Origin of the sequence: Hafnia alvei (assembly GCF_964063325.1) — a bacterium.
Taxonomy (GTDB): domain Bacteria; phylum Pseudomonadota; class Gammaproteobacteria; order Enterobacterales; family Enterobacteriaceae; genus Hafnia; species Hafnia alvei_B.
In genome coordinates this window covers 908,082-922,338 of record NZ_OZ061315.1, presented here as the reverse complement: position 1 = coordinate 922,338, position 14,257 = coordinate 908,082, and the positions used below count along the sequence as shown (strand labels likewise).

The 14,257-nt window shown below is 47.5% G+C and carries 15 protein-coding genes and 1 other annotated feature; of the genes, 8 read left to right on the top strand and 7 right to left on the bottom strand.

The genetic code is table 11. The features are described from left to right. Positions 1–258: 258 nt before the first annotated feature. Positions 259–612, top strand: a complete 354-nt coding sequence (gene raiA, locus AB3Y96_RS04385; protein WP_072307639.1) for a ribosome-associated translation inhibitor RaiA — start codon at positions 259–261, stop codon at positions 610–612. Between the two features lie 129 nt (positions 613–741). Next, positions 742–867, top strand: a sequence feature (Phe leader region). 48 nt (positions 868–915) lie between these two features. Further along, on the top strand, positions 916–2,067 hold the full coding sequence (gene pheA, locus AB3Y96_RS04380; protein WP_367298570.1) for a bifunctional chorismate mutase/prephenate dehydratase: 1,152 nt from the start codon (positions 916–918) through the stop codon (positions 2,065–2,067). A gap of 61 nt (positions 2,068–2,128) precedes the next feature. On the opposite strand, the gene tyrA is transcribed toward pheA, so the two are convergent. Both tyrA and AB3Y96_RS04370 read right to left on the bottom strand, forming a co-directional pair. Then, on the bottom strand, positions 2,129–3,250 hold the full coding sequence (gene tyrA, locus AB3Y96_RS04375; protein WP_367298569.1) for a bifunctional chorismate mutase/prephenate dehydrogenase: 1,122 nt from the start codon (positions 3,248–3,250) through the stop codon (positions 2,129–2,131). Positions 3,251–3,255: 5 nt separating this feature from the next. Beyond that, positions 3,256–4,338 carry a 3-deoxy-7-phosphoheptulonate synthase gene (locus AB3Y96_RS04370; protein WP_282100176.1) on the bottom strand — a complete coding sequence of 361 codons (1,083 nt, stop codon included), beginning with the start codon at positions 4,336–4,338 and terminating at the stop codon, positions 3,256–3,258. Positions 4,339–4,586: 248 nt separating this feature from the next. Here AB3Y96_RS04370 and btsR point away from each other — a divergent pair, with 248 nt between their 5' ends. The 4 genes from btsR to AB3Y96_RS04350 all read left to right on the top strand — a co-directional run bounded on the left by btsR (position 4,587) and on the right by AB3Y96_RS04350 (position 8,195). Next, entirely contained in the window at positions 4,587–5,303 is a 717-nt protein-coding gene (gene btsR / locus AB3Y96_RS04365) for a two-component system response regulator BtsR (protein WP_072307630.1), read from the top strand. Between the two features lie 57 nt (positions 5,304–5,360). Beyond that, on the top strand, positions 5,361–5,714 hold the full coding sequence (locus tag AB3Y96_RS04360; protein ID WP_081329534.1) for a DUF2799 domain-containing protein: 354 nt from the start codon (positions 5,361–5,363) through the stop codon (positions 5,712–5,714). A gap of 179 nt (positions 5,715–5,893) precedes the next feature. After that, a complete protein-coding gene (locus AB3Y96_RS04355) occupies positions 5,894–7,237 on the top strand; it encodes an anaerobic C4-dicarboxylate transporter (protein ID WP_072307632.1) in 1,344 nt (447 codons plus the stop codon). Between the two features lie 193 nt (positions 7,238–7,430). Beyond that, complete coding sequence (locus AB3Y96_RS04350; protein ID WP_040047198.1) at positions 7,431–8,195, top strand: YdiY family protein; 765 nt, start codon at positions 7,431–7,433, stop codon at positions 8,193–8,195. A 138-nt stretch (positions 8,196–8,333) separates the two neighbouring features. On the opposite strand, the gene rplS is transcribed toward AB3Y96_RS04350, so the two are convergent. From rplS to ffh, 5 genes are all read right to left on the bottom strand, one after another. Next, a complete protein-coding gene (gene rplS, locus AB3Y96_RS04345; protein ID WP_004090612.1) occupies positions 8,334–8,690 on the bottom strand; it encodes a 50S ribosomal protein L19 in 357 nt (118 codons plus the stop codon). Between the two features lie 63 nt (positions 8,691–8,753). Continuing rightward, a complete protein-coding gene (gene trmD, locus AB3Y96_RS04340; RefSeq protein WP_130985325.1) occupies positions 8,754–9,521 on the bottom strand; it encodes a tRNA (guanosine(37)-N1)-methyltransferase TrmD in 768 nt (255 codons plus the stop codon). Positions 9,522–9,587: 66 nt separating this feature from the next. After that, a complete protein-coding gene (gene rimM, locus AB3Y96_RS04335) occupies positions 9,588–10,121 on the bottom strand; it encodes a ribosome maturation factor RimM (RefSeq protein WP_072307634.1) in 534 nt (177 codons plus the stop codon). Between the two features lie 18 nt (positions 10,122–10,139). Further along, a complete protein-coding gene (gene rpsP, locus AB3Y96_RS04330) occupies positions 10,140–10,388 on the bottom strand; it encodes a 30S ribosomal protein S16 (RefSeq protein ID WP_025801540.1) in 249 nt (82 codons plus the stop codon). 170 nt (positions 10,389–10,558) lie between these two features. Then, entirely contained in the window at positions 10,559–11,920 is a 1,362-nt protein-coding gene (gene ffh, locus AB3Y96_RS04325) for a signal recognition particle protein (protein ID WP_025801541.1), read from the bottom strand. Positions 11,921–12,087: 167 nt separating this feature from the next. On the opposite strand from ffh, the gene AB3Y96_RS04320 reads away from it, so the two are divergent. Continuing rightward, on the top strand, positions 12,088–12,879 hold the full coding sequence (locus AB3Y96_RS04320; protein ID WP_072307635.1) for an inner membrane protein YpjD: 792 nt from the start codon (positions 12,088–12,090) through the stop codon (positions 12,877–12,879). A 72-nt stretch (positions 12,880–12,951) separates the two neighbouring features. Next, a complete protein-coding gene (locus AB3Y96_RS04315) occupies positions 12,952–14,253 on the top strand; it encodes an HlyC/CorC family transporter (protein WP_072307636.1) in 1,302 nt (433 codons plus the stop codon). The last annotated feature ends 4 nt before the right edge of the window (positions 14,254–14,257 follow it).

Genomic DNA, 14,257 nt, shown 5'->3' with positions numbered 1-14,257 from the left:
TTGAGAAAAACAGAGCGCAATAATGTTATTTTTAGGCCGTAGCAAAGCCGGAGCTTAGCCGTTTTTTCTGTCCCGATTTCCCCACTATGCTTGTTCTTCCTGTCTGACTCAAGCCCTAAATCGCCATGTCTTATTAAAAATCACAAATCGACTTATCTTTGCAAAAAGTGACAAAAATTCGTGATTTTAGTCTCACACTTTATTGAAAACGGCGTTATTCTAAAATTACCAAGACGGAAAAGACTGAGAGGTATGTATATGACAATTAGTATCACCAGTAAGCAAATGGAAATCACCACTGCCATTCGTCAACATGTCGAGGACCGTCTAAGTAAACTGGAAAAATGGCAAACGCATCTGATTAATCCGCATATCATTTTGTCTAAAGAACCAAAATTGTATGTTGCCGATGCCACGATTAATACGCCTAACGGACAGTTGATTGCCAGCGCAAAACATGAAGACATGTATGCCGCCATCAACGAACTGATTGCTAAACTCGAACGTCAGCTCAATAAAGTACAACACAAAGGTGAAGCGCGTCGCGCAAGTACCAGTGTCAAAGACGCTAACCTAGAAGAGGCCGACTTAGCAGAGGAAGACGTAGAATAAATCCATCCCCCAGTTACTCATCGACTAAACGCGCCAGGAGGCGCGTTTTTTGTTGACAGGCCAAAAGTAACACAGGTAAGTTAAGTTCTGGTTTTACTCTCATCGCTAACCACTACGACAGGCGTTTTACATGACTCAATCTATGTTTCTCTTCGCATTCTTTTTTACCTTCCCCTGATTGGGAGGCGTTTTTCCGTATAAAGAAAGCATGCGAAGAAAAACAAAAAAGCCTCCCAATCGGGGGGCTTTTTTCATTTCCACGCTTACAAACTCAACTTCAATACACTATAAGAAAGGCTCGATATGACAACAGATAACCCATTACTGGCATTACGTGAGCAGATCAGCGCTGTCGATAGCAAATTACTGGCGCTATTGAGTGAACGCAGAGAGCTTGCTGAGGCCGTTGCTCGAGCTAAACAAAAAAGTCACCGTCCGATTCGAGATAAAGAGCGCGAGCGAGAGCTTTTGAACTCTCTGACCGAACAAGGAAAAGCGCTTAATCTTGATGGTCACTACATCACTCGTTTATTTCAGCTCATCATCGAAGACTCCGTCTTAACCCAACAGGCACTGCTTCAGCATCAATACAATCACACCACACAAAAGTCTGCTCGCATTGCTTTCCTCGGGCCTAAGGGGTCTTACTCCCACCTTGCAGCTCGCCAATATGCCGCACGTCATTTCGAACAGCTGATTGAATGTGGATGCCATCGTTTTCAGGATATCTTCAATCATGTTGAAACTGGTCAAGCCGACTTTGCCGTATTGCCGATTGAAAATACCAGCTCAGGCTCAATCAACGACGTTTATGATCTGCTGCAACACACCAGCCTGTCGATTGTTGGCGAGCTCACCATTCCTATCGACCACTGCGTGTTAGTCACCGGCGAGACACGCCTCAGCGACATCAAAACGGTATACAGCCACCCACAGCCATTCCAGCAATGCAGCCAGTTCCTTAATGCCTACCCTGAGTGGAAAATTGAATACTGTGAAAGCACCGCCGCTGCGATGGAGAAAGTCGCAGCGCTCAACTCACCGCATGCGGCCGCACTTGGCAGTGAGGCCGGTGGCTCGCTTTATGGCCTACAGCCATTGGAACAAAATCTGGCAAACCAGCAACAAAATATCACGCGTTTTATCGTTCTCGCGCGTAAGGCCATTGATGTCACCTCTCAGGTGCCAGCAAAAACCACGCTGATTATGGCAACGGGGCAGCAATCAGGTGCGTTGGTAGAGGCCCTATTAGTATTTCGTGAGCACAATATTGTTATCACAAAATTGGAGTCTCGCCCTATCAACGGTAACCCTTGGGAAGAGATGTTCTATCTGGATGTACAGGCCAATATCAATGATGCGGCAATGAAAGCGGCATTGAAAGATTTGCAAGCAATCACTCGTTCGCTGAAAACACTCGGGTGCTACCCAAGCGAAAATATCGTTCCCGTTTGATTCCTATGAAAAACGCAAAAGCCTGCATAAGCAGGCTTTTGATATCTAAATTATCGCTTAGCTATTTCCGGCTATCATTTGCCTGACGTAACAGAGCTCGGCTTTCCGCTTGGAAATGCTGGGCGTGATCGCCAAACCAGTGTTCCACTTTTTTGAAGCTATCAATAAACGCCGCTTTATCATGGCTCTCCAGCAGGGCGATAGCCTCACCAAATCGCTGGTAGTAACGTTTAATCAGCGCCAAATTATTCTCTGATGACATGATGATATCCGCATACAGTTGCGGATCCTGAGCAAACAGTCGCCCCACCATCACCAACTCTAAGCGATAAATCGGAGACGAAAGCGCCAGCAGTTGTTCAAGCTGAACATTCTCTTCTGCCAAATGTAAGCCATAAGCAAAAGTCGCAAAGTGGCGTAGTGCCTGGATAAACGCCATATTCTGATCGTGCTCAACGGCGCTGATGCGATGGAGTCTCGCCCCCCAAACTTGTAGCTGTTCTAACAGCCATTGGTAAGCTTCCGGCTGGCGCCCATCACAATAAACCACCACCTGCTTTGCCAAACTGCCAACGTCAGGCCCAAACATCGGGTGCAGCCCTAATACGGGGCCACAGTGAGCGGCAAGCATAGCCTGCAACGGTTTATTTTTAACCGATGCAAAATCCACCAATAAACAATCATCAGGTAGCTTTGGTAAGCGCCCAATCGCCTGCTCAGTGAGATGAATTGGTACACTTACGATAACCATGCCCGCATCTGCGCATAGCGCTTCAGCTTTCGGCCAATCATCTTGTTCAAGAATACGCACTTCATAGCCGGAGAGGTGCAACATTTTCTCGAAGAGACGCCCCATCTGGCCTCGGCCCCCAACAATCACGACGGGACGTAAATCCGGCTTTAAGCTTTTAAAACCTTTGTCGTTTTCACTGGAGTAAGACTCACGCATCACGCGCCGCAAAACATCTTCAATCAGGTCGGGTGGCACACCTAACAGCTCAGCTTCTTTACGGCGGGATGCCAGCATTGATGCTTCACGTTCAGGAACGTAAATCGGTAAACCATAGCGGCTTTTCACTTCTCCCACTTCGGCTACCAGTTGCAGACGGCGTGCTAATAAATCCAGCAGTGCCTTATCAACTTCATCAATTTGATCCCGCAATGCGGTTAGTTCCGCCACCATGATGCTTATTCTCCTGCGCTACGGCTGCGTAGCGTTGCGCCTAGTTTTTGATGCATATCACGCAGAAGCGTATCCGTTGTTCCCCAATCAATGCAGGCATCTGTTACCGAAACACCGTATTTCATTTCACTGCGCGGCTGCTCTGAGCTTTGGTTACCTTCAAAGATGTTACTTTCTAGCATAACACCAATAATAGACTGATTTCCGGCACTAATTTGCTCAACTACTGACTCAGCGACCGCCGATTGGCGGCGGAAGTCTTTATTTGAATTGCCATGGCTACAGTCGATCATCAGCGCAGGGCGTAATCCAGCTTTTTGCATTTGGATTTCACACTCAGCCACATGCTCCGCAGAGTAGTTTGGCGTTTTGCCACCGCGCAAAATGACGTGCCCATGAGGGTTACCTTGAGTTTGCAGTAAACAAACCTGCCCTGATTGGTTGATCCCCACAAAGCGGTGCGCCATAGAAGCCGCTTTCATCGCATTGATCGCCGTTCCCAAACTACCGTCGGTACCATTTTTAAAGCCAACCGGCATCGACAACCCAGAGGCCATTTCGCGGTGTGTTTGTGATTCCGTGGTGCGAGCACCAATCGCCGACCAGCTAAAAAGATCGCCTAAAAACTGTGGTGAGTTAGGGTCTAATGCTTCAGTTGCCAATGGCAGCCCCATTTCAACCAAGTTCAAGAGCAGTTCGCGTGCTTTGATAAAACCAGCTTCAACGTCAAACGAGCCGTCCATGTGAGGATCGTTAATCAAGCCTTTCCAACCCACAGTCGTTCTTGGTTTTTCAAAGTACACGCGCATCACGATGTACAGCTGGTCACGCAACTCAGCTGAGATGGACTGCAAACGACGGGCATAATCAAGAGCAGCATCAGTATCATGAATAGAACAAGGGCCACAGACAACCAACAGACGATGATCTTTACCTTCCAAAATATTCGCAATGTCCTGACGAGAAGCCGCAATCTGTTCTTGCAGCTGCGAGCTCAGTGGAAAGCGATTTTTTAATTCTTCTGGCGTGATCAGTATTTGTTCGTCGCTAATGTGCACGTTATTTAATGCGTCTTTTTGCATAATCATGATAGTACCTGCCCTTTATTGAGTGATGACGCTCGTGATGATTTGAATCTTTGCTGCTTGCGTGAGTGCGTCTGAGAACCACCATATCATGCCATGTAAAGTTTTCAACCCATTAGTGTAAAGAAATAATTACCGTAAACTTTACACTACACTTCTCAACAAAATTTGAGGCAACGCCCAGTTTTGCTATTGCCCTGCAGGCCGAGGGTTTAAGCATGATAAAATACTGATTACATCATGGAGGACACATGCTTAAAGTCATCATTGTTGACGACGAACAACCCGCGCGCGACGAACTTAATGAGCTATTAACCAAACACGCCAGTATTGAGGTAATAGCCCAGTGTAACAACGCGTTGGAGGCTATCCCGACTATTCATAAATTACAGCCGGATGTGATCTTTCTTGATATTCAGATGCCACGAATTAGCGGCCTAGAATTGGTCTCTATGCTCGATCCCGACACCATGCCGTACATCGTTTTTGTCACCGCATTTGATGAATATGCTATTCAGGCATTTGAAAAACACGCCTTCGATTATCTGCTTAAGCCGATTGATAGCAGACGTTTAAGCAAGACATTAGAACGCTTGCAAAAAGGCATCAATGTAAAACAAAATTTACAGCCTTTTAGCGAACCTCAGCTTAAGCACATTCCTTGCCATGGTTTAAATCGTATTTTTTTGCTTAAGCTAGATGAAGTCGAGTACCTGTCATCCGAGCTTAGTGGTATCCACGTCGTCGGGATCCACCAAAGCGGATATACGCAGCTAACGCTCAAAACGCTGGAAGAAAAAACCCCCTTTGTTCGCTGCCATCGTCAATATATGGTGAACGCGGATCGCCTCAGCGAAATTCAGCTTTTGGATAATGGCTCAGCCGAAGTGATAACTCACACGGGAAAAAGAATTCCAGTGAGCCGCCGCTATCTGAAAAACTTAAAAGAGCGCTTGGGAATTACCTAATAAATGCACTTTACTGTAAAGGTGGTCGATTTCATTTTCCCCAATAAAGGTGGCGTGATGATAAAAAATCATATCTTTATTTTGTGCCTTGCCCTTGCAGCCTGCACGCAATATCCGGGCGGCGTAGATAAAGGCTCAATGTGGTTTAACGCTGGTTTTGAAGATGCCAGTATGGGGAAAGTGGTGCGCGATAACGATACGCTGATTGAATGGTATGGGAATCCTGATGTTGATCGGGCAGCATATTTAGACGGTTACAACCATGGTACACATCAGCTGTGCCAATCTTTTGCTATTGAGCAATGGGGATCGCAAGGTAAGCCTTTTCCTGCCAGCTGCGACAGCGCCGTGAATATTGCAGAATTACGTTTTAAATGGCAGCAAGGAATAAATAAAACATTGCCAAGATAGTAGGAAACAATAAAAAGCAACACGTCAGAATAGATATGTATCAGTATGTTTATTTAGATCAATTTTATTTGAAATTGCTTCACTGGTTTTTATAAACAGAGATCTCATTCGCAGATTAGCACATAAAGCTCATGGATATTATCCCTAGTACTTTTGGGTTAATTTTTAAAAGGGAACTTATGATAACGCTACAATTTGCGATAATTATTCTTTGTTTATTACTGGGGACGCGCTACGGCGGAATGGGGCTTGGTCTCATCAGTGGGATTGGACTCTTCTGCTTAACCTTTATTTTCGGTCTTGAACCCGGTAAACCACCGGTTGAAGTTATTCTGACTATCCTTGCCGTTATCGGTTGTGCTTCTGTTCTACAAACCGCAGGCGGCCTGAACGTTATGATGCAGTTTGCAGAGCGATTGCTGCGCAAACACCCACAGCACATCACAATTTTAGCGCCATTAACGACATGGACACTGACTTTCCTCTGCGGTACCGGCCACGTGGTTTACACCATGTTCCCGATTATCTCCGATATCGCCTTAAAGAAAGGTATTCGTCCAGAACGCCCGATGGCCGTCGCCTCGGTCGCATCACAAATGGCAATCACCGCGTCACCGGTCTCTGTCGCGGTTGTCTCCCTCGTCTCCATTTTGGGGGCAGCTCACGGAATTGGCCACGCCTATAGCATTCTAGAAATCTTGGCAATTTCCGTTCCTGCCTCACTCTGTGGCGTTATTGTTGCAGCCTTGTGGAGCCTGCGTCGTGGTAAAGACTTGGATAAAGATCCTGAATTTCAAGCAAAAATCAGCGATCCTAAACAGCGTGAATTTATCTATGGCACCAGCGAAACCTTGCTAAACCAGAAATTCGACAAGCGCGCCTACTGGTCTACATGGATCTTTTTCGCCGCAATCTTAGTGGTAGTTCTACTAGGTGCGTTCTCTGAATTACGCCCATCCTATGAAATGAAAGGCGTAATGAAACCACTGTCGATGAATCTGGTTATCCAGATGATGATGCTCATTGCAGGGGCCATCATCTTAATGGCCTGTAAGGTGAAACCTGCCGACATCTCAAGCGGTGCCGTATTTAAAGCCGGTATGGTTGCCATTTTCTCCGTATTCGGTGTGGCATGGATGAGCGACACTTTCTTCCAAGCGCATATGCAGGACCTTAAGCTTGTTCTAGAGGATGTGGTGAAGTCCCAACCATGGACTTATGCTCTGGTGCTGTTTTTAGTGTCTAAGCTCGTCAACAGCCAAGCAGCGGCGTTAACCGCGATTGCGCCAATGGGGTTACAACTCGGTGTCGATCCGAAGATGCTCATTGCCTTCTTCCCTGCTGCTTATGGTTACTTTGTTTTACCCACCTACCCAAGCGACTTAGCCTGTATTGGATTCGACCGGTCCGGTACCACAAAAATCGGTAAGTTCATCATCAACCATAGCTTTATCCTGCCTGGTTTTATTGGCGTAATAACCTCCTGTATCGTTGGTTATGTACTCGTCACATCCTTCATGTAGTTTTCAGGCTAACCGGTATTTGTCACAGCAAATACCGGTTCCTCCACAGGCTATTGTTCGCATATAAATAAAGAGCATAACCTGCTGGCGAAAACACAAAAAATAAGCTAAATGAACCCATTCTGAGCCAGCAGACGACCCGCTATAATGTGACGCTTGTCAACTTTGGCATTATCTCGTTACTGGAACCATCATGCTTTCTACACGCGCATACCGCGCAATGCCCCTGTGCCTGTCTATCTTGTCTGCTTTAACTAGCTCTGCTGCTTTTGCCGATACCTCGCTATTTACAGCGATGGATGATCCAACAACGGCGAAGAAGAGTTTCGACGGTAACGTTCAAGCAGGTTATAACTCTCAATCAGGTAACTCTGAGAGCTCGAACCTGCTGGCTAACACCACAATGACTTGGTTTAACCCTGAAACGGCATATAGCCTATGGGGAACGGCAAATAACACTAAATCAGGTGACACTCGTTCTTCAGAGAAATATCAGGCAGGCGCTCGTTCACGTTATAACCTTAGCCCTGACAACTATATTTTCGGGCAAGGCAGTTGGATCAACGACCGCTATGCTGGCTATGATTCCCGCTCAACAGGAACCTTAGGTTACGGCCGCCAAGTACTGGCAACGCCAGCGCAAAACCTGCGTGTAGAATTTGGTCCGGGTGTTCGTCACGACGAATATCATGGCGGTGGGCGTGAAACTCAGGCATTAGCCTATGCTGCTGGCAACTATGCTTACCAGCTGACTAAAAATACGCAATTCACACAGGGTGTTTCTGTTATGGCCAATGATGACACCACGGTCAACTCGGAAACCGCGCTAAACGTTGGGATCAATGACGACTTCTCTCTGCGTCTTTCATACAACGTGGTGTACAACACCGAGCCTCCGGCCAGTGCGCCAAAGAAAACCGACACGTCTACAGCTATTACCCTGCGATACAATCTGTAAAAATAACTTTATGACTCAATAGAAAAAGCCCGCTTAGCTGCGGGCTTTTTTGTGCCATTTGATCATGCGATAACAGCCATAAAAAAAGGGGTTAGCGCAATGCTAACCCCTTTAAAACTAATAACGTTTGGATGTTGCTTACGCTTTAGCGCCCAGACGCTCTTTGATACGAGCTGATTTACCGGTACGCTCACGCAGGTAGTACAGTTTAGCTTTACGAACGGCACCACGACGTTTAACAGTAATGCTGTCGATTACTGGTGAATGAGTCTGGAATACACGCTCAACACCTTCGCCGTTAGAAATCTTACGAACAGTGAATGCAGAGTGCAGACCGCGGTTACGGATTGCAATAACCACGCCCTCGAATGCCTGCAGACGTTTTTTAGAACCTTCAACGACCCATACCTTAACTTCCAGAGAATCACCTGGACGGAATGCAGGTACGTCTTGCTTCATCTGCTCTTGTTCGATCTGTTTAATAATGTTGCTCATAATATGTCTCTTACCCTAGGTAAACTGATATATCGGGTCGTTCAGCCTTGATAAACAAGTCGCTTAAACGTTCCCTTCATGGTCTTGCTGTTCTAGACGATGCTCCTTACGGAACTCGGCCAACAGCTTCGCTTGCTCGTCAGTCAGAGCTAGGCTTTCTAGAAGTTCAGGTCTTCTAAGCCAGGTACGGCCCAGCGACTGCTTCAAGCGCCAGCGACGAATCTCTGCATGATTTCCCGACAGTAAAACTGGCGGTACCTCCATGCCTTCTAACACTTCAGGGCGTGTAAAGTGCGGACAATCCAGCAGTCCGTCGGCAAATGAATCTTCCTCTGCTGAAGCTTGATGACCCAAAACTCCCGGAATAAACCGTGAGACAGAATCAATCAGCGTCATGGCAGGAAGCTCACCGCCGCTAAGTACGTAATCTCCGATTGACCATTCTTCATCAATTTCGGTTTGGATTACACGCTCATCTATACCTTCATACCGACCACAAACCAGAATTAACTTCTCATTTGTTGCCAGCTCGCAAACGCCTTGCTGGTCAAGTTTGCGACCCTGCGGCGAGAGATAAATCACTTTCGCCCCTTCGCCTGCCGCTGCTTTTGCAGCGTGGATAGCTTCCCGTAAAGGTTGCACCATCATCAACATCCCCGGACCACCGCCATAAGGACGGTCATCAACGGTGCGATGCCGATCGTGCGTGAAGTCTCGTGGACTCCAGCACTGCACGCTTAGCAGGCCATTCTTAACAGCCCGGCTAGTTACCCCGTAATCAGTGATTGCGCGGAACATCTCAGGAAATAAGCTAACTATACCGATCCACATAACTCAATCCACATAGCGCCATACCCTTTCAACAACGGATGCTACACGCCTTCCAATAATTGGAGGTTAAAAACCAGGATCCCAATCTACTTCAACAATGCGAGTAGTGAGATCGACTTTCTTGATTACCTGCCCGTCGAGGAACGGAATCAACCGCTCCTTGAGACCGAATGCATCTTTCAGGTTTGCCTTAACGACCATTACGTCATTAGAACCAGTTTCCATCATATCGATGATTTTACCCAGTTCGTATCCAGCGGAGGTGACTACCTGGCAGCCCATAAGGTCTTTCCAGTAATAATCGCCATCTTCTAGCTCTGGCAATTGCGACTCTTCCACTACGATCTCACGATTCGTTAGCGCATTCGCCGCATCTCGGTCATCAACACCTTTGATTTTGATAACCAAATCCTGATTGTGGCGCTTCCAGCTTTCTAGCTCGACATGCTGCCACTGACCAGCCTGCTGGATAAACCACGGCTGATATTCAAAAATGCTTTCGGCGTCTTCGGTGGATGAAAACACTCTGAGCCAACCGCGAATACCATATGAAGAACCCAGTTTCCCGAGTACCACGGGATTAGTAAGTTGTTTGCTCATTGTGACCACCGCAACGGATTAAGCAGCTTTCTTAGCTTCTTTGATCAGCGCAGAAACGCGATCAGAAACAGTTGCGCCCAAACCAACCCAGTGGTTTACGCGATCCAGATCCAGACGCAGAGATTCTGCCTGACCTGCTGCCAGCGGGTTGAAGAAACCAACACGCTCGATGAAACGGCCGTCACGTGCATTACGGCTGTCAGTTACTACTACTTGATAGAACGGACGCTTTTTAGCGCCGCCACGAGCTAAACGAATTGTTACCATAACATCCTCATTAGTTAATAGAACACCAGACCCCATCGAGGAACGGAGTCCGGTGTCTGTTGTTCTTAACGAACATAAAAGCCCGAAAATTTTACTCACTTTGGCGCGAAAAGCAACCGAAAGCGTACTTACGCCCCGGTTGCAGTTGCTAAAATAGGCAAAAGGAGGGATTAACGACCAGGGAATCCGGGTGGCATCATACCTTTCATGCCACGCATCATTTTCGACAAGCCGCCTTTCTTCATCTTCTTCATCATACGCTGCATTTCATCAAATTGTTTAAGTAAACGGTTGACGTCCTGCACTTGCATACCAGAACCCTGCGCGATACGACGTTTACGCGAGCCCTTGATAATTTCTGGGTTGGCACGCTCTTTCAACGTCATGGAGCTAATAATCGCCTCCATACGCACTAAGAGTTTGTCATCCATCTGAGATTTAACGTTTTCTGGTAGTTGCCCCATGCCTGGCATTTTTGCCAGCATTGAGGTCATCCCGCCCATGTTACGCATTTGCTTAAGCTGATCCATAAAGTCAGTGAGGTCGAAGCCGTCACCTTTCTTCAGTTTCTGTGCCAGCTTCTCGGCTTGTGCACGGTCAACTTTGCTCTCAATATCTTCGATAAGTGACAGAACGTCGCCCATACCAAGGATACGAGAGGCTACGCGGTCAGGGTAGAACGGTTCCAGCGCTTCGGTCTTTTCACCCACGCCCAAGAACTTAATCGGTTTACCCGTAATATGGCGAATAGATAAAGCCGCACCACCGCGCGCATCACCATCGACTTTTGTCAGCACCACGCCGGTTAACGGCAGCGCTTCATTAAAGGCTTTGGCGGTGTTCGCCGCATCCTGACCGGTCATGGCATCAACAACAAACAGCGTTTCAACCGGATTAATCGCGGCATGAACCTGTTTGATCTCGTCCATCATCGCTTCGTCAACGTGCAAACGACCCGCGGTATCGACGATCAGAACATCATAAAATTTCTGTTTAGCATGCTGCAAAGCACGGCTAACAATCTCGATTGGCTTCTCTTTAACATCAGACGGGAAGAAATCGATGCTCACTTGCTGAGCCAAAGTTTCTAGCTGTTTAATCGCCGCTGGGCGATAAACGTCGGCAGAAACCACCAACACTTTCTTCTTATGTTTCTCTTTAAGAAACTTACCGAGTTTACCCACGCTGGTTGTTTTACCCGCGCCTTGCAAACCCGCCATCAATACAACAGCAGGCGGCTGTGCGGCGAGGTTCAGCTCGGTGTTCACTTCACCCATGGCGTTCGTCAGTTCGTTTTTAACGATTTTGACGAACTCTTGCCCAGGGGTCAGGCTTTTGTTCACTTCGTGCCCTACGGCACTTTCTTTAACACGATTGATGAAGTCACGGACTACCGGTAGCGCAACGTCCGCTTCCAGTAATGCCATGCGTACTTCACGCAAGGTGTCTTTAATGTTTTCTTCGGTCAGCCGCCCGCGGCCGCTGATGTTGCGCAATGAGCGCGACAATCGATCGCTTAAATTTTCAAACATTGTTTCTGCTCAACGTTAAGACTGGCCGTCAAGGCGACGACGTAGATGGCGGCGAGTATAACACGAAGATGGCACCTTTCTCCTCCTTGCTGCGCGGATTGGTTGGAGCGTGACGCGGCTAACGCTATACTGGCCTCATAATTCACTCTGCTAATGCTAAATTCACCATGCCTGCATTTGCCATATTGGCCATGATTACCTACTTACTCAGCCTCGGTTTAATCATTCCGAGCCTGGTACAAAACAACCGAGCCTATCGCCGCTTGGCGCTTTTGTTCGCCGCTATTGCGCTCATTAGCCACGCCGTTGCGCTTCAGGCTCGTATTTTTGATGTCACCACAGGGCAAAATCTTAGCTTACTGAACATTGGTTCGATCGTAAGCCTGATGATCTGTTTTGTGATGACCGTCGTCGCCTCACGTGACCGTGGCTGGTTTTTGCTGCCGATTGTATACAGCTTTGCCTTAATTAATCTCGGGCTCGCCAGCTTCGTTCCAGGCGAATTCATCACCCATCTAGAAACGACGCCGTCTCTGATGATTCACATTGGTCTGGCGCTGTTCTCTTACGCAACACTGATCATTGCTGCGCTCTATGCCCTACAGCTTGCGCTTCTCGACTATCTGCTGAAAAACAAAAAACTCACGTTTACCGCTGATATGCCGCCGTTGATGAGCATCGAACGCAAGATGTTTCATATTACGCAGGTCGGTGTTGTGCTACTGACACTCACCCTGTGCACTGGCATGTTGTACATGGATAACTTGTTCAGCAAAGAGAACGTGCATAAAGCCGTACTGTCGATTTTGGCATGGTTTGTCTATGTTTTATTACTGTGGGGGCACTTCCGTGAAGGCTGGCGTGGACGCCGCGTCGTATGGTTCAGCTTGCTGGGCGCATTTTTACTGACGATGGCCTATTTTGGCAGCCGTCTTCTTCAGGAAGTCATGGTAAACTAACTCCCCTCCTCTTTTTCGCTCACCCCGTAATACCACGGGGTGAACCGTTCAATCGTTATAAGGAACACCTCCTTGGAGCACGTCTCTACGGGTACACTGATTACCATTCTGGTAATTATGGTCATTGTCTCAGCCTATTTTTCTGCGTCAGAAACAGGGATGATGACACTCAACCGCTACCGCCTCCGCCATCTCTCCAAGCAGGGATTACGTTCCGCTCGACGTGTTGAAAAACTACTCAAACATCCCGATCGCCTGATCAGTCTGGTGCTCATTGGCAACAACCTCGTCAACATTTTGGCTTCAGCCTTAGCAACCATTGTCGGGATCCGTTTGTATGGAAACGCAGGCGTAGCCATTGCAACCGGCGTTCTGACCTTCGTGGTATTAGTGTTTGCCGAAGTGTTGCCAAAAACGTTTGCCGCGCTCAATCCCGAAAGAGTCGCTTTCCCAAGCAGCGTATTATTGCTGCCGCTGCAAAAAATCATGATGCCATTAGTTTGGCTTCTAAATGGCATTACTCGCATTCTGCTGCGCATGTTTGGTATCCGGGCCACGGCGCATCCGAGCGACGCGGTCAGTAAAGATGAACTTCGGTCTATCGTGAACGAATCCAACTCACAGATTTCGCGCCGTAATCAGGACATGTTGATTTCAGTTTTGGATCTTGAAAAAGTGACCGTCGACGACATTATGGTGCCGCGCAATGAAATCGTCGGTATTGATATCAATGATGACTGGAAATCAATCTTACGCCAGCTAACACATTCACCACACGGACGCATCGTCTTATACCGCGGCTCACTTGATGATTCGATTGGCATGCTTCGTGTGCGCGAAGCCTATCGCCTGATGATTGAAAAGAAAGAGTTCAATAAAGAGAACTTACTGCGCGCCGCCGATGAAATTTATTATATTCCAGAAAGTACTCATCTCAGCGTCCAACTGCTTAAATTCCAACGTAATAAAGAAAAAATGGGCATCGTGGTAGATGAATACGGCGATATCAAAGGGCTGGTTTCCGTTGAAGATATTCTCGAGGAGATTGTCGGCGATTTCACCACGTCGATGTCCCCCTCTTTGGCAGAAGAAGTTATGCCACAAAGTGATGGCTCTGTGCTGGTAGATGGAACCGCGAATATTCGCGAGCTAAATAAGGCATTCAACTGGACGCTTCCCGCCGACGGCCCACGTACTATGAACGGTATGCTGCTTGAGGAATTAGAAGATATTCCACTGCCGGGCGCTCACGTCAACATTGGCCAGTACCATATCCAAATACTCGACGTACAGGACAATATGATTAAGCAGGTCCGTGTTTCGTCAGTGGCACGTACGAAAGCGAATGAGGACAGCGAGCGCTATAGCTCATAGCCCA